Raw genomic sequence first — 17141 nt, 5'->3', positions numbered from 1 at the left:
CTACAGGTCGTCGGGGGACTCGATGGTGTAGCCCTTGGCCTTGAGCGCCGCGAGGTAGCCGTCGTCGCCCAGCAGGTCGTCGATCGGCACGATCGCCACCGCCTGCGGTGTGCCGGCCAGGGTCTCGTCCACCGTGGCCAGCCAGCGTGTACGTACCTCGTGCGGCACATCGGCGATGCCGGCACGCTGCGCGACGCCACCCTCGGTGACGGCGTCGAGGCAGGCTTGCAGCTGCTTCGCACGGCGATTGTCGCGCAGGCCGGCGATGTCGCCCGTGGACCAGGCGTTGGCGCGGCTCGCCATGTCGGTGAGCTGCGCGTCGATGTTCTCGACGCTCTGGGTGAAGCAGGACACGTCGTCGAGCGTGGAGCGCTTGAACTCCTTCACCACCGAGCGCGGATCGTCGACCAGCAAGGTGTACGACACCGGCACCTGTTTCACGTTGTGCTTGGTGGCCAGGTCGGTGATCGTGCGGGTGATGTCGCCCGACTTGCGCAGGCCGGCTTTCTTCACCGCCTGCTTGTACAGCTCGATCACCGCAAAGATGGGGCGATAGCGTTCTACCTTGCGATCGTCGCCGATGTAGCGCGCTTTCACCGCCAGCCATTTCTGGTAGACATCCGGCGGCACGGTGTCTTTCAGCGTGGCGCCATCCGGCGCGTTGCGCACGCCGATCAACGACGGCAGCAGGGCCAGCCGGCCGAAGAAACCGACATTGGGTTTGATTTCGACCTTGGGCGGAAGGATCAACGCGCCGGAGTGCGAGAGGGCGTCGTCGATCTGGTCGCTCTTCCACGTGACATCGCGGGGAATCGGCGAGAGCGTGCCGAGGATGTACAGGCTGTGCTCGCCGCGGGGGGCCTTCCACAGCCCGGGGCCTGGCTGGACGCCGCTGACGGTGACGGCCTCCAGCGTGGGCGCGCTGGCCGCCGAGGCGGGCAGCGGGGCCGGTGGCGGGGCGGTCTGGGCAAGGGCGGGCGTCGCCGCGGCCAGGCACAGGAGGAGCGAAACGACGAGGGCGGGACGCGGCAGGTTCATCGGCAAAGTCTATCCAAGTGGGCATGGGGGCGTGGTACGGCGATCACCGGTCGCTCGCCCTGCATTCACGTCCCTCGGGGATCATGGACGCTTCCCCGGACGCGGAGTTCCCGCATGAAGATCGGCATCATCGGCGCAGGCAACATCGGCCATACCCTGGCGAAGCGTTTCCGCGAGCTGGACCACGAGGTGCTCATCGCGAATTCCCGCGGTCCGCAGACCCTGTCCGCCATCGAGAACGAGACCGGCGCCGTGGCGGTCACGGCGGCGGAGGCGGCGCGCGGCGGCGAGGTCGTGATCGTGACGATTCCACAGGCGCGCGTTGCCGACCTGCCTTCGGACCTGTTCGATGGCGTGCCGGCCGATACCGTCGTGGTGGATACCGGCAACTATTACCCGCGGCAGCGCGATGGCCGTATCGATGCGATCGAGGATGGGGTGCCGGAAAGCCAGTGGGTAGCCGACCGGCTCGGGCGGCCGGTCATCAAGGCGTTCAACAACATCTACGCCGAGCACCTGGGTAAGCACGGTCGCCCGTCTACGGACGATCGGCGGATCGCGCTGCCGGTGGCGGGTGACGATCCGAACGCCAAGGCGAAGGTGCTCCGGTTGGTGGGTGAGCTAGGCTTCGATGGCGTGGATGCGGGGACGCTGGCCGAGTCGTGGCGCCAGCAGCCGGGGACGCCGGTGTATACGACCGATCGCGACCTGGAAGGCGTGCGCCAGGGCTTGCTCGATGCACGACGCGAACGCACGCCGGAATGGACCGCGACAGCGCATAGTCCCGGCACGTTCGAGACGCCGCGCTGAGCGTTCTCGTGATGCTCATGTGAATGTTTCGTCGCGATCGTCTTTCATTGTCGCGGAGCGGGCGAGGGGATACCCTTCCTGCTCCGACGTCGCGGCCGTGACACCCATCCTCTGGGCCCGTCGGCGAGCCCGCCCAGAGGTTATCCATCGTTCCATGGCCCTGGTCATCTACGACATTCCGTTCCATCCCGATCTCGCGGGCCTCTGGCACGTGCAGGTGAACGGCGTGCCGACGGAAAACTTCGATACGCGCGTCGCCGCCATCGCCTTTGCCGTGCAGCAGTCCAAGCTGATCGGCGCGCAGAACAACGTGCAGGTGCTGGTTTCCGTGGAAGGCGCGGACGGTGTCTGGCGCGAGTTCGAATCCAATGCGAAGCGTCCCGTCTCAGGGCTGTCTTAAGACTCCACATCTTGTTGATCCGCGATATCCGAAGATGGTCGTGACAGGAGGCAATCGCCACTCATGACCCACCGAAAGATTGGTTATTTCGATGTCGAAGGAAGTTGTTACGTCGCCAAGCCCGGCCGTTGGCGGGGCAAGTACGTGATCAGCGAAGACGGCGACGAACTGAAGGAAAAACTCTGCACCACGTTGCACGAGAACGAAGAGGATGCCTGCGCCGAGGGCTTGCGCATGGGTATTGCAGCGGCGCGTGCCCTGATGAAAGAGCGCGAGGGGTTCGACCCGGGCGAGACATGATGCCAGTCGCTATCATCGTCGGATGACCGACGACGAAGAACGCTTCCGCCAGGACCTTTCCCGCCTCGCCACGGCGACCATGCCGTTCGGCAAATTCAAGGGCAAGGCCATCGCCGATCTTCCGGGCAATTACCTGGCGTGGTTTGCCCGCGAGGGATTTCCGCCGGGCGAACTGGGCCGGTTGCTGGCCTTGATGCTCGAGCTCGACCACAACGGGTTGCGGCGCCTGCTGGATCCGCTGCGCAAGCCGCGCTGATCGCTCAGGCGAGCAGCGCGCCTTCGTTCAGCACGTCCACGCCATCGGCGCGGATGGCGATCGCCTCGCTGTCGCGAAGCCTGGCGAGCATGCGGGTGACGGTGGCCGTGCTCATGCCGAGGTACGAGCCGATGTCCTCTCGCGACATCGGCAGCGGAACGAACTGACCGGGGCCCTCGATGGCCCGACGACGTCGCAGTAGATCGGCAAGCAATCCGGCGACGCGTTGCAACGCGCTGCCGTCGCCGGAGCGCGACGACACCTGGCGTTCGCGACGTCGCAGGTGGCGCAGGTGCTGTGCGATATCCGTGTTGGTGTCGCCGAGGTCGTCCGTGGCGTCTTTCGGAAAGCGGCAGAACCAGGTCTTGCCCACGGCCACGACGGAGACGTCGTGCGTATGCGAGCGTGCGATATCCAGGGCGAACAGCTCACCCGGCAGGTGGAAGGCGAGCACGCGACCGTCGCCGACCGTCTTGGCGAACCCGGTCAGCACGGTGAAGGCCGCCCGATGGGGTGCGCCCGGCTGCACCAGTCGATCGCCTTCGGAGAAGGGGCCTACGCGCTCGACCACGCTGCGCATGTCCAGCAGGCGCTCGTCACCACCCCGCGTGGCCTCGCAGGCGCTAGCGTGGCGGCAGGATGCGTTGCAGCAGGCGTTGGGCCGTCGCTGGGCGACAGGGGATACGCAGGCGAGTGGGGCGTAAGACACGGTGGAACCTCCCGCGCGGGGTGCCGCGCTGGATCCATTTTAGTGCCGCGCTATTTTGCGATTCGGCAAAATCAGGTCCATGCGCCCAAATGCCGCATGCCGAAAGGCCTTCCTGCGTCTCGATCGTGCCGTGGGCAGATTGACGCAGGCGGATTTTTCGCTTAGTAAGGAGGGCTGGGGGAATACCGAAAGGGGGCCTTCAAGACCATGGTTCGTCGATTTATGCTGTTCCGCTCGATCAACGTCCGTCGTTCCACCTCGCACCGGGAGCTTGTCGCATGAGCTCACGGGAAGCGCGGACCGATTCCACGCCTTCGGCACTGCCCGAAGGCTTCATGCCAGGCAACGTGGCGCCCTTTGTGATGCGCTACGGCACCGATTTCCTCGTCGCCATGCGGCGGGCGAGCGTCGTGGAAGCCGAGCGACACGAAGAGGCCGAGCCCGCCTAGGGTCTTCTCGCCGTCAACCGTGCCTGTCTGCCGCGTGCCCCGAGGGCGCGCGGCTACCGTCGTCCGGCTCGTCGCCGGCCGGGCCGCCCTTGTGGATCGCGCCCACGACGAAGATCACCAGCAGCGCGGCGATCAACGCGATCAGGGCGTAGTAGCGCGTTCGGTTCATCGCAGGCTCCGTCACCATGGGGCCAGTCTCTGCGACAGGCGTCAACGCGATGGATGCGTGGCGTCAGTGCGTCGTCGCGTCGAGCAGGTCGGCGACGGCCTCCACCAGGGCATGCACGGAGAAGGGCTTGGCCAGCAGGGCGGCGCGATCGGGTAGCCGCGGCGAATCCGCGAACACCTCCCAGGCGTAGCCGGTGACGAACAGCACCGGAAGGTCGGGGAAGGTTTCTCGCGAGGCGAGGGCGAGCTGGCGGCCGTCCATGCCGGGCAGACCGATATCGGTGACCAGGATATCCGGCGGCGTGCCGCCACGGACCAGCGCCAGGGCGTCGTTGCCTTCGCCGCAGTCGGTCACGCGATAGCCCGCGTCCTCCAGCACCTCCCGCGACAGCGAGCGCAGCATGTGCTCGTCTTCGACCAGCAGCACGTGCTGGCCCTGTCCGCGTCGCGTGGTTTTGGTCACGTGCGCATGGGCCGATTCGCCCTCGCCACGATGGCGCGGCAGCCAGAGGCTGACGGTCGTACCTTCGCCGGGCTTGGACTCGATGATGGCGCGGCCACCGGTCTGCCGGGCGAAACCGTCCACCATGGACAGCCCCAGTCCGGTGCCCTGGCCGATGGCCTTGGTGGTGAAGAAGGGATCGAAGGCCTTTTCGATCACGGAGCGCGACATGCCGGTGCCGGTGTCGGTCACGGCGATGACTACGTGGTCGGCGGGGCCCGTGCCGATATCGCTGTGCGGCGCGTTACGCGTGTGGATCGTGAGCGTGCCGCCGCCAGGCATGGCGTCACGGGCGTTGATGGCGAGGTTCAGTACGGCGCTTTCGAGCTGGCTGGCGTCGGACAGCGTGCGCCACAGGTCCGTTTGCATGCGCAGGTTGAGCGAGAGGCGTTCGCCGAGCAGTGGACGCAGGAGCAGGTCGAGACCGCGGACGAGCGCATTGGCGTCCACGTCCGATAGCGACAGCGCCTGCTGGCGCGAGTAGGCGAGCAATCGATGGGTCAGTCCCGCAGCACGCTTTACCGCGCCGCCGGCGGCGTCGAGCAGGCGACGCGTGCCATCGATCCACCCGGCTTCCAGGCGGTCGCCGACCACTTCGATCGCGCCGCCGATGCCGCCGAGGATATTGTTGAAATCGTGCGCGATGCCACCGGTGAGACGGCCCAGCGCTTCAAGCTTCTGCGCATGGCGCAACTGGTCTTCCATGTCGCGGCGGCGCTGGGTGTCGCGGCCCATGCAATAGACCACCTCGCCATCGGGCACGCAGGTCCAGGCGAACCAGCGATACGTGTCGTCCTTCGTGCGGACGCGAAGCTCCAGATCCACCACCACTTCGCCATCGAACAACTGGGTGATGGCATCGCGCGCGCGATCCACGTCGTCGGGATGGACGAGTTCGTCGAAGGCGAGTCCCACCAGTTCGCTGACGTCGTAGCCGAGTTCGCGCCAGGCGGGGTTCGCGTTGCGGTAGTGGCCGTCGCGCGTGGTGATGACGTAAAGGTCGCGCGAGATGCCCCAGATCTGGTCGCGTTCGCGGGTGCGGATATCGACCTCGCGCTCCAGCGACATGTTGAGTTCGCGCAGCGCGAGCGACGAGCGCACGGCGCGGGTGGTTTCGTGCGCGAAGCCGTTGATGCCGATGATGGTGCCGTGTTGGTCACGCAGCGGCATGTAGGAGATGGTCCACCAGGTTTCCTCCGCGAAGCCGTGGCGATTCATCCGCAGCGGCATGTCCCGATGTACCGAACTTTGCCCGGCGAACGCGCGCTCCACATGCACGGCGGTGTCGGGGTGCGCATCGATCCAGAGATCGGTGATCGTCTTGCCCGAGGCGCTGGACAGGCGCGGCCCGAGCATCGGTCGGAAGCTGTCGTTGAAGAGCAGGGTGCGGCCGGTACCCGCCGCGACGAACATCGGGCGCAGCGTATGGAAAACCGTGGAGAGCATGGCGCGCAGCGCGGGAGGCCAGCCTTCCGGTGGCCCCAGGGGCACCCCGTGCCAGTCGAACGCGCGTACCTCGTCGGCGGCGATCGAGTCGGCGGGAAGGAAGTCGAAGGGATCGGCAGGGCGGTGCATGAGCGTCAGGGGGCGAAGCTGTCGACGCCAGCGGCCACCTGGCGTCCGCGTTGCCAGACGGCATCGATCTTCGTGCTCGCTTCGATGTCCTGGCTGGGATCGGCGTCGAGCACCACGAAGTCGGCGCGCTTGCCGGGCGCGAGGACGCCGCGATCGTCGAGGCCGAGCAGTTCGGCGGCGCGCTGGGTGGCGATGTTGATCGCCTGCAGCGGCGTCAGCCCCGCGTCGACGAGCAGGGCCAGTTCGCGGTGCTCGGCGAAACCGGGAATGCGCAGCGGCATGGCGCCGGAATCGGTGCCGAAGCCGATCTTCACGCCGGCGTCGAAAAGCGCCTTGACGTTGGCGAGGTTGGTCTTCAGGGCTTCTTCGTTGATCTTCGCGGAACCGTTGTTCTGCACCTTGTCGAGCCACGCGCCATCGGCGAACTGACGTGCGAGGTCCGGCTGCACGGCGTGACGGAAGAACGGCTGGTCCATCCACCCCGGGTGGCGGGCGTAGATGTAGGCGGCCTTGTTGAGATCGAGGGTGGGGATGTACCAAGTGCCGTGTTTCTTCATGGCGGCGACGAAGTCGGCGTCCACGGGCTGGTCGCGGACGCCATGCGCGAGGATATCGACGCCGTCGTCCACCAGTCGCTTGGCATCGTCAAGGTAATAAATGTGCGCCGCCACACGCAGGTGCTTCGCATGCGCTTCGTCGATGACGGCGCGCCAGATCTCGGGCTTCATCTTCACCGGGAGGCTGCCGTTGAAGTCGTCGACCCATACTTTCACCAGGTCGGTGCCGCGCTGGGCGGCGCCGTCGACGGCCGCCCGCGCCTCGTCTGGCGTGGACGGGCGGTCGAGCTGGTTGGCGCCGACCTTCATCATCTTCGCGGGCGGTGCGCCGTTGGGCACGCCGATGCCGCGATCCGCACCGAACAGGTCGGCACCGTCCGCCTTGCCCGCGTGGAGATCGGCACGCAGCGGATAGAACACCGCCGGGTCGTTCACGCCCAGCGACGTCACCGTGGTGACGCCGTAGGCCCGCCACTGGCGAAGCTGGCGCAGCGCGTTGTCGCGGGTGTACAGGGCGGGCAGCCCACTTTTGACGCCATCGACGGAGCCGATGTGCGAGTGGTCGGAGACGAGCCCGGGGATGATGGTCTTGCCGGAGTAGTCGATCACCCGGGTCCCCTCGGGCATCTTGGCGCGCAGGCCCTGGCCCATGAGGGAAATGCGCTCGCCGTCGATGACGAGGGTGACATCGTTGCGTGGCGGGCTACCCGTCCCGTCGATGACACGGGCGCCACGGATGACGGTGGCGGCATGCGCGGCGCCGATGCTGCCGCAGAGTGCGACGGCGAGAAGGCAGGGGCGGAGGCGATTCATCGAAGGTTCCTTGCTGCGGTTTCCCGCTTCGGATAATGCACGAAGCGCGAAGACGGTGTTGTTGCGAAATTCTCATGTCGCCACTGTCACATACGTTCCACATGGGGATTGGGAGCGTGTCGTCGAGTCCACGAGAGGAGGGAAGGCGATGAACGACGAACAGGCCCCGGTTCCGGCGAAGCAGAAGGGCGGCATTGGTTATGTGTTGCTCTGGATTCTTGGCGTGCCCATCCCCGTGCTGATCCTGATCGCGCTGGTGCGTGGTTGTACGTGACGCGGGCCACAGCCAGGCCCCGGGTAAGTTCCGCGCCGAGCAGCACGATGATCGAGGCGTAATACACCCAGGTGAGCAGCACCACGATGGCACCAGCCGGTCCGTAGGCGCCGCCGACGCTCACGTGGTCGATGTACATCCCGATCACGTACTTGCCCGCCGTAAATAACGCGGCGGTGAGGATTCCCCCCCCGTGTCGCGTCCTTCCAGGCGATTTCCGCGTCGGGAAGGATGCGGTACATCGCGCCGAAGGCCACCACGAAAACGGCGAATGAGATCACGGCCTCGACGATCTGCCAGGCCTGGGTGTCGTTGGGGATCATGGCCTGGATGAGTCCGCTGATCACGAAGGACACGATCAGCAGGAAGGCGACGCCCACCAGCAGGCCGAAGGCGCGTGCGCGGGTCTTCAGCCACCCGACCACGGCTTCGCCGGGCTTGGCCCGGAGCTTCCAGACACGGTTGAGCGTGGATTGCAGCTGCGCGAACACCGCCGAGGCGCTGAACAGGGTGACGCACAACCCGATCACGCCCACGACATTGCCCAGGCGTGGGCGTTTCTGGGCGTTGTCGATCACCAGGCGGACGGCGCCGGCGCCCTGCTGGCCGATGACGCTGGTGAGGCTGTCCACGAGCTGGCCTTGCCACGAGGGTCGCAACGCGGCGAGTACCCAGAGCAGCAACACCAGTAGCGGGGCGAAGGAGAGGGCGGAGTAAAAGGAGAGCGCCGCAGCGCGGGTCATCAGCTCGTCGTCGCTGAAACCGTCGGTTGCCGTGCGTATGGACTTGCGGGTGAGGTCGAGCCAGTGGCGGAAGCGCATGAGTTCAAGAGGGCGCGGGCGCCCGAAGGCGCCCGCGCGGAGGTTCAGTGATGGCGGTCGTGCTTGCGCGCGTCGTCCGCGGCCTTGCCGACAGCCTTCTGGACCTTGCCGGCGTTCTTTTCGATGTTGCCGGCTGCCTGCTTGGCGTGGTTGCCGGTCATCTTGCCCGCAGCCTCCTTCACGGCGCCCTTGATCTCGTGTTTCATGCCTTCGGTGCGATTCTTGTCCACGGAAATATCCTCTGGCACTGCGTCGTTCGCAGCACGGACGATTTATCCCGTGTGGGCATAAGCGGGCCGTGAAGCGCCCGTGGATGCCTACACGACATGGTTCTTGGGTACGATGGCGCCATGTTCCCCTTGCCCAAGACGGCCACCGCGCCGTTCTGTCCTTCCGAAGTCGCTGGCTCGATCGTGATCCCGGCGGATCTTCCCTGGTGGAAGAAAGCCCTGCGTTTCGCCGGCCCGGGCCTGCTCGTGTCCGTCGGTTACATGGACCCCGGCAACTGGGCCACCGACATCGAGGCGGGTTCACGCTTCGGCTATCGCCTGTTGTTCGTGGTGCTGCTGTCCAGCCTCGCCGCGATCGTCCTGCAATGTCTTGCCGCGCGACTGGGCATCGCCACGGGCAAGGATCTTGCCCGGTTGTCGAGCGAGCGCTATCCGAAGGCCATCGGCCGCATGCAGTGGGTGCTGGCGGAGATATCGATCATCTCCTGCGACCTGGCCGAAGTGCTGGGCAGCGCCCTGGCGTTCAAGCTGCTGTTCGGCGTGTCGCTGCCCACGGGCGTGGCCCTCACGGCGCTCGACACCTTCCTGGTGCTGGGCCTCCAGGGCAGGGGATTCCGGCGGGTGGAGGCGATCGTCCTCGGCCTGGTGGGCACCATCGGCATCTGTTTCGTGGTGCAGTTGTTCCTGATCGGGCCGGACTGGGGTGCCGTGGCCGCGGGCTTCGTGCCGTCGCTGCACGCGATATCGTCCAAGGAACCCCTGTACTTGGCGATCGGCATCCTCGGTGCCACGATCATGCCGCACAACCTCTACCTGCACTCGTCGGTGGTGCAGACCCGCGCCGTTTCCGGCGACGCCGGCAAGCTGGCGGCCATCCGCCTGACCCGGGTGGATACGATCTGCTCGCTGGGGCTGGCGCTGCTGATCAACGCGTCGATCCTCGTCGTGGCCGCAGGCGCCTTCCACGGCACCGGGCGCACCGACGTGGCCGATATCGGCGACGCCTACGAATTGCTGGCACCGATCGCGGGTACCACGGTGGCCGCCGCCGCTTTCGCGATCGGCCTGTTCGCTTCCGGGCAAAGCTCCACGTTCACCGGCACGATCGCGGGGCAGGTGATCATGGACGGCTTCCTGCAGATGAAGATTCCCTGCTGGCAGCGCCGTCTCATCACCCGTGGGCTCGCCATCGTGCCGGCCTTCATCGGCGTGCTCGTGCTGGGCGACAAGGCCATCGGGCAGTTGCTCGTCGCCAGCCAGGTGGTGCTCAGTATCCAGTTGCCGTTCGCGATGTATCCGCTCATTCGCTTCACCGACGATCGTGAACTCATGGATGGCTTCGCCAACGCGCGCGTGGTGTCGTGGTTCGCCTGGTTCCTCTTCGTCGTGATCTCGGCGGCCAACCTCTGGCTCGTGGCACAGGTGTTCGGCTTGGCGTGACATGACCGGCACGCGGGCATCACGGATGCCCGCGCAGTCTCGGGGCCCGACGACACCGAGGGCACCATCGCGATGCACGGACAGCCTGCGCCCGAGATACCGGGCAAGCCGCATCCCGCGCCGGGACAACCTCCCGTCGTGCCCTTTCCCGAAACACCCGGCGACGATCCGTCCGGACCCAACCCGCAGGCTCCCCCGCGACATCCCGACGACCCGGAAGACGACAACCGGCCCCCGTCGCCCACGCCCGAGGCGCTCGCCATCCGCATCCCATGAGGGAGGCACGACATGCCAGACCAAAAGACCATGGCCAGGGTCCGCAAGGATCGTCGCGAAGGAAAGTCCGCCTCTACGCAGGCCGGGGAATTTGTTCGCGAGGAAATCGAACATATCGGCGAGGGCAAGCATGGCGCTCGCTCGGCGAAGCAGGCCATCGCTATCGGCTTGTCGAAGGCGCGTCGGGCAGGCGTAGCCGCCAAGCCGTCAAAGATGGCGAGCAAGGCGACAAAGAAGAAGGCCGCCCAGGACATCGCTGCGTCCAAGCGGCGTGCGTCGGGCACGGTTGCAAAGAAGGCCGCCGCGAAGAAAGCGGCGCGGCCAAGGACGCGTAAGGCGTCCTGAGTCCTGACGAAGGAAGGCCCGCTTTGAGCGGGCCTTCTTCGGTGTTACGAGATGAGTCTTACAGCGCTTCGCCGTTCAGGCGGGTGGCGACTTCGCTCAGCCAGTCGTAGCCGTCCATCTCGCCACCGAACAGGTCGAGGCCGTTGCTGGCTTCGGCGGCGCGGTAGCCGGCCGAGAATTCGAAGGTCGAGATGCCGTATTCGTTACGCAGTTCGTTCATGGTGATGTCTCCCAGTCATATAAGGACCGGATGGTGCGAATCTGGCGCCACGTCGCCGGTCTCTGGCGTGGCGGTGACCCTTGGTTCGTCCTGGCTCCCTTCGGGGGAATTGCTTTGGACGCGGGCCGTTCTATCTGGTGAACAATCGATTCGTTAGTCTTTCGTCACGCGGCGGATGGGCTGAATTTCTGAACTAACGAGTTTTCCTACGCCCCTTTAGTAGGGGCTGCCCGTGGCTTTACAAGGGCTACCAAGCATTAAATCGTTGGACAGCGATTGTAAGCAAAAGGTTCAAAGAAATTTGCACGAGGGGCCTCAAATGGGGCCTGCCAAATCCCTTACCTGGACCTTTCGTTCGCCGGATGGGGCGGATCCGTTAACCCTAGTTTAACTCAAACGATCGTTTGCTGCCATGGCGGTGTTTGCAACCGTTCAACTAGGAAGTCGGCAAGCTGCCGGACCTTGGGAGACAAATGTCGGCTCTGGGGGTAGACCAGCCAGACGGCGCCGTGTTCGTAGCGCCAGGGATCCAGCAGCGAGACGAGGTCTCCCCGGGCCAGGGCGTCTTCCACGTAGAAGTCCGGAAGCTGGGCGATGCCCAGTCCGCGCCGCACGGCGTCGAGCAAGGCCTGGCCCGAACTGGCACGGTAGCGGCCACGGACCGGGCGTTGCCTGGGCTGCCCGTGCTCGGCGAAGATCCAGTAGGGCGCCGAGCCGAGCAGGAGGGTCTGGCCATCCAGTTCGTCCGGGTGCTGCGGGGTGGGGTGGCGGGCCAGGTAGTCGGGGGAGGCCACCACGAACAACTGCCGCTCGCCCAGGCGACGGGCGATCAGGTTGGAATCGGCCAGCAGGCCGGTACGCACCGTCAGGTCGTAGCCTTCCTCGATGAGGTCGACGTTGCGATTGGAGAAATCCATGTCCACGCCCAGTTGGGGGTGGGCGGCCAGGAACTCGTTGATCAAGGGCGCGACGTAGCGTTCGCCATAGGTGGTGGCGAGGCTGATCCGCAAGTTGCCGCGCAGGCCGTCCTGGAAGTCGACGATGGCCTGTTCGGCGGCATCGAAGCCTTCCAGCAGGTGCCGGGCGTGTTCGTAATAGAGGCGACCGGCGTCGGTCAGGCGCAGCTTGCGGGTGGTTCGATGAAGAAGCTGGGTGCCCAGTCGTTGCTCCAGCGCGCTGACGGCGCGGCTGACATAGGCGGTCGAGAGGTCGAGGCTGCGGGCGGCGGCGGAAAAACTGCCCAGCCGGACGACCTCGACGAAGGCGTCCATCCCGTCCCATGCGCGCATCGATCTTTGCTCCCAGGTAAAGATGCTTCACCGCCCGGCCCATTAATCGGGACGCCAGGAGATGGCTAGAATCCGTGGTTCACCGGCGTGTGGCCGGTTCCGTCCGTCATTGTAGAAGGAATGCCCATCCATGAAGTCTCGCGCCGCTGTTGCCTGGGAAGCAGGAAAGCCGCTGTCCATCGAGGAAATCGACGTCCAGGGTCCCCGTCCGGGCGAGGTGCTGGTGCGCATCGTGGCCACGGGCGTGTGCCACACCGATGCGTACACGCTGTCCGGCACCGACCCGGAAGGCGCGTTTCCCGTGATCCTGGGCCATGAAGGTGGCGGCATCGTCGAGGAAGTGGGCGAGGGCGTCACCACGCTCAAGCCGGGCGACCATGTGATCCCGCTGTACACGCCTGAATGCGGCGAGTGCAAGTTCTGCCGCTCCGGCAAGACCAACCTCTGCCAGAAGATCCGCGTGACCCAGGGTCAGGGCCTCATGCCCGACGGCACCTCGCGTTTCTCGCTGGGTGGCAAGCAGCTGCTGCACTACATGCGCACCAGCACCTTCAGCGAATACACGGTGCTGCCGGAAATCTCGCTGGCGAAGATCAACAAGGCGGCCCCGCTGGATAAGGTCTGCCTGCTCGGTTGCGGCATCACCACGGGCATCGGCGCCGTGCTCAACACCGCCAAGGTGGAGCCGGGCTCGACGGTGGCCGTGTTCGGCCTGGGCGGCATTGGCCTGTCGGTGGTGCAGGGCGCCGTGATGGCCAAGGCCAGCCGCATCGTGGTGGTCGATACGAACCCGTCGAAGTTCGAGATGGCGAAGATGCTCGGCGCCACCGATTGCGTGAATCCGCGGGATTACCCGGATACGCCGGTCCAGCAGGTCATCGTCGACCTGACCGACGGCGGCGTGGACTATTCCTTCGAATGTATCGGCAGCGTCGACGTGATGCGCGCCGCGCTGGAGTGCTGCCACAAGGGTTGGGGCGAGTCGATCATCATCGGCGTGGCCGGCGCGGGGCAGGAGATCCGCACGCGTCCGTTCCAGCTCGTCACGGGCCGCGTCTGGCGCGGTTCGGCGTTCGGCGGCGTGAAGGGCCGCAGCGAACTGCCGGGCTATGTCGATCGCTACATGGGTGGCGAGATCAAGATCGACCCGATGATCACGTATACGATGGGCCTGGATGAGATCAACCGCGCCTTCGACCTCATGCACGAAGGCAAGGCCATCCGTTCCGTCATTCTCTACTGAGTGCCTTCGATGAACGAAACGATCGACCTGATCCGCCGCTACTACGACGCCTTCAACAAGGGCGACTGGAACGGCATGCTCGGCCTGTTGGACGAAAACGTCCATCACGACGTGAACCAGGGCGGCCGCGAAACGGGTCGCACCCGCTTCGCCGGCTTCCTCGAACGCATGAACGTCAGCTACTCGAAACAGCTGAAGAGCATCGTCGTGATGGCGAACGAGAAGGGCGATCGCGCCGCGGCGGAATACGTGGTGCACGGTGTCTACAAGGCCACCGACGAGGGCCTGCCGCTGGCCCAGGGCCAGGCCTATGTCCTGCCGGGCGGTGCGTTCTTCGACGTGGCCCACGGCAAGATCACCCGGGTCAGCAATTACTACAACCTCGAGGACTGGCTGGGCCAGGTGCGTCGCGTCGACCTCGACTGACGCCTTGAAGCACGGGGAACGGGCCGCACGTCAAAGGCGACCCTTCCCCGTGTCAGGTACCGCATGCCCTGGACCAATCCGCACTACGACGCCACCCTGGCGCACCACACGCCGGAAGGCTTCCGCAACCTCGAACCCGAGACTCGCGAGCCCGGTGGGCTGAAGCGCTGGCGACGGGAGCGCAAGGAACAGGGGCTGCCCAAGCCGCCTGACGAAGGCTACGAGGCCTTTGCCCGACGCTGGTTCCAGGCGGCGGAGTTCGGCGGTACCGATGATTCGGCATGGTGGCTCGGGCATGCGACGGTACTCGTCCGGCATGGCGGGCTGACGGTGTTGACCGATCCCGTATTGGGCCATCGCGCGTCGCCGCTGTCGTTCGCCGGCCCCGCCCGACGCACGCCCACCCCGGTGGAGGTGGCGGCGTTGCCGCCGATCGATGTCGTGGTCATCTCGCATAATCACTACGACCATCTGGACCGCGCCACCGTGCACGCGTTGGCGAAGCGCTTTCCGCAGGCCGTTTTCCTGGTGCCGCTGGGCCTGAAGCGCTGGTTCGACAAGGAGCGCATCGCCAACGTCCGCGAACTCGACTGGTGGGCCTCGACCGAGGTCCGCGGCTCCACGTTTACCTTCGTGCCCGCGCGGCACTGGAGCGCCCGGACCCTTTGGGATCGCAACCGCTCCCTGTGGGGTGGCTGGGTCATGGGGCAGGGCGACTTCCGCTTCTGGTTCGCCGGCGATACCGGCTATTCGGACAAGCTGGCCGAGATCGGCCGTCGCCTGGGTCGCATCGACCTGGCCGCCATTCCCATCGGCGCCTACGCGCCGCGCTGGTTCATGCGTGGCCAGCACGTCGATCCCGCGCAGGCCGTCCAACTGCATCGCGAGGTCGGCTGCCGTCGCTCCATCGCCATCCACTGGGGCGTGTTTGAACTGGCCGACGACCAGCTCGACGAGCCACCGCGCCTGTTGGGCGAGGCGCTTGCGGAGGCGGGCATGGCGGCGGACGACTTCGCTTTGTTGAAGATCGGCGGCCGCCTGCCGCTCTAGCGTCAGCCGCGTTTACGGGCGCGCCAGGCCGCCACCTTCATGCGGTTGCCGCAACTGGCCTGGCTGCACCACCGACGGTGGTGTGCCTTGGTGTGGTCGTGAAACCACAGTGTGCAGGCGTCACCTTCGCATTGACGCACCAGCTGGAAATCCACATGGGCAAGTAGATTGCCCAGCGCCTCCGCCACCGGAAGCAACAGGGCCTCCGGTGAATCCGCCCGCTGGCGCAAGGCCAGCGAGGGCGAGCCGTCGTCGTTCCAGACCAGTTCGTGGCAGGCCTGGCCGAGCGAAAGCACGCGGTTGAGCGCGGCGGGATCGCCGCGCTCGCCGCGCTTGCGTGCCTCCACCAGCTCCAGGGCCGTGTCGCGCAGCGACCGTGCGGCCATCCACAGGCGTCCACGACCGTCGGCGTCGAGTCTCGACACGGGCAGCCCCGCAGCCTCCATCCAGGCCACCACGCCATCGCCACTGTCGAAGTGGTCGCGATGCGCGTCGCCGACGCCGTAGGCGCTGTTGATGAAGTCCAGGGCGAGGTCGTCGCCGATGAAGTGGAGGGTTGAGGTCTCTGTCATGGCCATAGGGCAAATGTAACTGATAAAAAATGTATTGACTAGTTACATATGCCGATGTAACCATAATTTCGCTGCTTTACCGGTTACGGCGGCATTCCACCTCCTACCCCTGAAGGAATCCCACATGTCATTCAAGAACCTGCTTACGGGCAGCCTGCTGTCCGTCGCCGCGCTCGACGCGGCCGCTACCCCCGCCCCCGCCACGTCGCCCACGGTGAGCTTTCACTACGTCGAGGCCGATGGGGTCAAGGTGTTTTACCGGGAGGCCGGCGATCCGAAGGCGCCGACAATCCTCCTGCTGCACGGTTTTCCCACCTCGTCGTTCATGTACCGCAACCTGATTCCACTGCTGGCGGACCGGTACCACGTGATCGCGCCCGACCTGCCGGGCTTTGGCTTTACGGAAGCGCCCGACCGCGCGCATTACGCGTACACCTTCGACCACCTGGCGCAGACGATCGGTGCGTTCACCGACAAGCTCGGCCTGAAGCGCTATGCCATCGAGGTGTTCGATTACGGCGCGCCCGTGGGCTGGCGTCTCGCCGTCGCCCATCCGGAGCGGATCACGGCGATCGTCACGCAAAACGGCAACGCCTACGTGGAAGGCCTCAGCGAAGGCTGGAACCCGATGCAGAAGTACTGGAAGGAGCCGACGGACGCGAACCGCCAGGCCTTGCGCCAGTTCTTCACCGAGGACGCGATTCGCTGGCAGTACACCCATGGCACGCCGGACCCGCTGCAGGTGGCGCCGGAGACCTGGTCACTCGATTTCGCGCAGATTTCCCGGCCGGGCAATGCCGACATCCAGCTCGACCTGATCCTCGACTACGCGACCAACGTGAAGAAATACCCGGAATTCCAGGCCTACTTCCGTAAGTACCAGCCGCCCTTGCTGGCCGTGTGGGGGAAGAACGACCCGTTCTTCCTGCCGCCGGGCGCGGAGGCGTTCAAGCGCGACCTGCCCAAGGCGGAGATTCATTTCTACGATACGGGCCACTTCGCGCTGGAGACGAACCTGGGCGAGATCGGCGGCGAGATCCATCGCTTCCTGGATCGTGCCGTACCCCGTCAGTGACGTAGGGACGCGGGCCGGTTCCCCTGCCGGCCCGCGTGGGTTCTAATGGCGCCCCATTCCCCAGGTTCCGCGAAAAGTCCATGTCGGTGTACGAATTCCAGCTCGAGGGCGACTATGTCGAACTCAACATCCTGCTCAAGCTCACCGGTATCGCGGGCAGCGGTGGCGAAGGCAAGCACCTGGTCGCCGAGGGCCTGGTCAAGGTCGACGGCGTGCAGGAACTGCGCAAGACCTTCAAGGTGCGCGCGGGGCAGGTGGTGACGATCGACGACGAGGAGATCCGCGTCGTCGATTGACGAGGCT

Annotated in this window: 22 protein-coding genes and 2 pseudogenes; 13 read left to right on the top strand and 11 right to left on the bottom strand. The window is 65.8% G+C overall.

All coding sequences use genetic code 11. The features are described from left to right. Positions 1-1038: a TraB/GumN family protein gene (locus tag GAK28_RS15220; protein WP_291780833.1), complete on the bottom strand. Its 1038-nt coding sequence runs from the start codon at positions 1036-1038 to the stop codon at positions 1-3. On the opposite strand from GAK28_RS15220, the gene GAK28_RS15215 reads away from it, so the two are divergent. The 4 genes from GAK28_RS15215 to GAK28_RS15200 all read left to right on the top strand — a co-directional run bounded on the left by GAK28_RS15215 (position 964) and on the right by GAK28_RS15200 (position 2804). Next, positions 964-1848: an NAD(P)-binding domain-containing protein gene (locus GAK28_RS15215; protein WP_291780939.1), complete on the top strand. Its 885-nt coding sequence runs from the start codon at positions 964-966 to the stop codon at positions 1846-1848. The two genes, GAK28_RS15220 and GAK28_RS15215, sit on opposite strands and share 75 nt — an antisense overlap. Positions 1849-2002: 154 nt before the next feature. Further along, positions 2003-2248 (top strand): DUF2188 domain-containing protein, encoded by a 246-nt coding sequence (locus GAK28_RS15210; RefSeq protein WP_291780830.1) that lies wholly within the window; start codon positions 2003-2005, stop codon positions 2246-2248. Between the two features lie 63 nt (positions 2249-2311). Further along, the gene (locus tag GAK28_RS15205) at positions 2312-2548 is read left to right on the top strand and encodes a hypothetical protein (protein ID WP_291780828.1); all 237 of its coding nucleotides are present in this window, start codon (positions 2312-2314) and stop codon (positions 2546-2548) included. Between the two features lie 22 nt (positions 2549-2570). After that, a complete protein-coding gene (locus tag GAK28_RS15200; RefSeq protein WP_291780826.1) occupies positions 2571-2804 on the top strand; it encodes a DUF3820 family protein in 234 nt (77 codons plus the stop codon). Positions 2805-2808: 4 nt separating this feature from the next. Here the strand turns inward: GAK28_RS15200 and GAK28_RS15195 are convergent, their stop codons facing one another. After that, positions 2809-3513 carry a Crp/Fnr family transcriptional regulator gene (locus tag GAK28_RS15195; RefSeq protein WP_291780823.1) on the bottom strand — a complete coding sequence of 235 codons (705 nt, stop codon included), beginning with the start codon at positions 3511-3513 and terminating at the stop codon, positions 2809-2811. Between the two features lie 278 nt (positions 3514-3791). Here GAK28_RS15195 and GAK28_RS15190 point away from each other — a divergent pair, with 278 nt between their 5' ends. Then, positions 3792-3962 (top strand): hypothetical protein, encoded by a 171-nt coding sequence (locus GAK28_RS15190; RefSeq protein ID WP_291780820.1) that lies wholly within the window; start codon positions 3792-3794, stop codon positions 3960-3962. 13 nt (positions 3963-3975) lie between these two features. Here GAK28_RS15190 and GAK28_RS15185 read toward each other — a convergent pair whose 3' ends face one another. From GAK28_RS15185 to GAK28_RS15160, 6 genes and pseudogenes are all read right to left on the bottom strand, one after another. Then, positions 3976-4131 carry a hypothetical protein gene (locus tag GAK28_RS15185; RefSeq protein WP_291780817.1) on the bottom strand — a complete coding sequence of 52 codons (156 nt, stop codon included), beginning with the start codon at positions 4129-4131 and terminating at the stop codon, positions 3976-3978. 63 nt (positions 4132-4194) lie between these two features. Then, positions 4195-6207, bottom strand: coding sequence for a PAS domain-containing sensor histidine kinase (locus GAK28_RS15180; RefSeq protein WP_291780814.1), 2013 nt, complete (start codon positions 6205-6207; stop codon positions 4195-4197). Between the two features lie 5 nt (positions 6208-6212). Next, positions 6213-7577, bottom strand: a complete 1365-nt coding sequence (locus GAK28_RS15175; protein WP_291780811.1) for an amidohydrolase family protein — start codon at positions 7575-7577, stop codon at positions 6213-6215. Between the two features lie 86 nt (positions 7578-7663). Further along, positions 7664-8035, bottom strand: a complete 372-nt coding sequence (locus GAK28_RS15170; RefSeq protein ID WP_291780936.1) for a YhjD/YihY/BrkB family envelope integrity protein — start codon at positions 8033-8035, stop codon at positions 7664-7666. Between the two features lie 103 nt (positions 8036-8138). Then, positions 8139-8594 (bottom strand): annotated as a pseudogene (locus GAK28_RS15165) (YihY/virulence factor BrkB family protein); the annotation flags it as partial. A 122-nt stretch (positions 8595-8716) separates the two neighbouring features. After that, the gene (locus GAK28_RS15160; RefSeq protein ID WP_291780808.1) at positions 8717-8902 is read right to left on the bottom strand and encodes a CsbD family protein; all 186 of its coding nucleotides are present in this window, start codon (positions 8900-8902) and stop codon (positions 8717-8719) included. Between the two features lie 120 nt (positions 8903-9022). On the opposite strand from GAK28_RS15160, the gene GAK28_RS15155 reads away from it, so the two are divergent. The 3 genes and pseudogenes from GAK28_RS15155 to GAK28_RS15145 all read left to right on the top strand — a co-directional run. Next, entirely contained in the window at positions 9023-10342 is a 1320-nt protein-coding gene (locus GAK28_RS15155; RefSeq protein ID WP_291780806.1) for an Nramp family divalent metal transporter, read from the top strand. 72 nt (positions 10343-10414) lie between these two features. After that, positions 10415-10618, top strand: a complete 204-nt coding sequence (locus GAK28_RS15150) for a hypothetical protein (protein ID WP_291780803.1) — start codon at positions 10415-10417, stop codon at positions 10616-10618. A 12-nt stretch (positions 10619-10630) separates the two neighbouring features. Then, a pseudogene (locus GAK28_RS15145) lies at positions 10631-10960 on the top strand (DNA-binding protein); the annotation flags it as partial. A 61-nt stretch (positions 10961-11021) separates the two neighbouring features. Here the strand turns inward: GAK28_RS15145 and GAK28_RS15140 are convergent. Then, entirely contained in the window at positions 11022-11183 is a 162-nt protein-coding gene (locus GAK28_RS15140) for a hypothetical protein (protein ID WP_291780800.1), read from the bottom strand. 392 nt (positions 11184-11575) lie between these two features. Further along, the gene (locus GAK28_RS15135) at positions 11576-12472 is read right to left on the bottom strand and encodes a LysR family transcriptional regulator (protein WP_291780797.1); all 897 of its coding nucleotides are present in this window, start codon (positions 12470-12472) and stop codon (positions 11576-11578) included. A 130-nt stretch (positions 12473-12602) separates the two neighbouring features. On the opposite strand from GAK28_RS15135, the gene GAK28_RS15130 reads away from it, so the two are divergent. The 3 genes from GAK28_RS15130 to GAK28_RS15120 all read left to right on the top strand — a co-directional run bounded on the left by GAK28_RS15130 (position 12603) and on the right by GAK28_RS15120 (position 15191). Beyond that, positions 12603-13715, top strand: a complete 1113-nt coding sequence (locus GAK28_RS15130; protein ID WP_291780795.1) for an S-(hydroxymethyl)glutathione dehydrogenase/class III alcohol dehydrogenase — start codon at positions 12603-12605, stop codon at positions 13713-13715. A gap of 9 nt (positions 13716-13724) precedes the next feature. Then, entirely contained in the window at positions 13725-14141 is a 417-nt protein-coding gene (locus GAK28_RS15125; RefSeq protein ID WP_291780793.1) for a ketosteroid isomerase-related protein, read from the top strand. 63 nt (positions 14142-14204) lie between these two features. Next, positions 14205-15191, top strand: coding sequence for an MBL fold metallo-hydrolase (locus GAK28_RS15120; protein WP_291780790.1), 987 nt, complete (start codon positions 14205-14207; stop codon positions 15189-15191). 2 nt (positions 15192-15193) lie between these two features. Here the strand turns inward: GAK28_RS15120 and GAK28_RS15115 are convergent, their stop codons facing one another. Continuing rightward, a complete protein-coding gene (locus tag GAK28_RS15115; RefSeq protein ID WP_291780787.1) occupies positions 15194-15763 on the bottom strand; it encodes an ABATE domain-containing protein in 570 nt (189 codons plus the stop codon). A 124-nt stretch (positions 15764-15887) separates the two neighbouring features. Here GAK28_RS15115 and GAK28_RS15110 point away from each other — a divergent pair, with 124 nt between their 5' ends. Continuing rightward, the gene (locus GAK28_RS15110) at positions 15888-16838 is read left to right on the top strand and encodes an alpha/beta hydrolase (RefSeq protein ID WP_291780785.1); all 951 of its coding nucleotides are present in this window, start codon (positions 15888-15890) and stop codon (positions 16836-16838) included. Positions 16839-16918: 80 nt separating this feature from the next. Next, entirely contained in the window at positions 16919-17134 is a 216-nt protein-coding gene (locus GAK28_RS15105; RefSeq protein WP_291780782.1) for an RNA-binding S4 domain-containing protein, read from the top strand. Positions 17135-17141: the final 7 nt, after the last annotated feature.

The sequence above is a fragment of the Luteibacter sp. genome, from assembly GCF_009912395.1.
In the GTDB taxonomy this organism is placed as follows: domain Bacteria; phylum Pseudomonadota; class Gammaproteobacteria; order Xanthomonadales; family Rhodanobacteraceae; genus Luteibacter.
The sequence above is the reverse complement of the archived record's forward strand: the minus strand, read 5'-3'. Positions and strand labels throughout refer to the sequence as shown.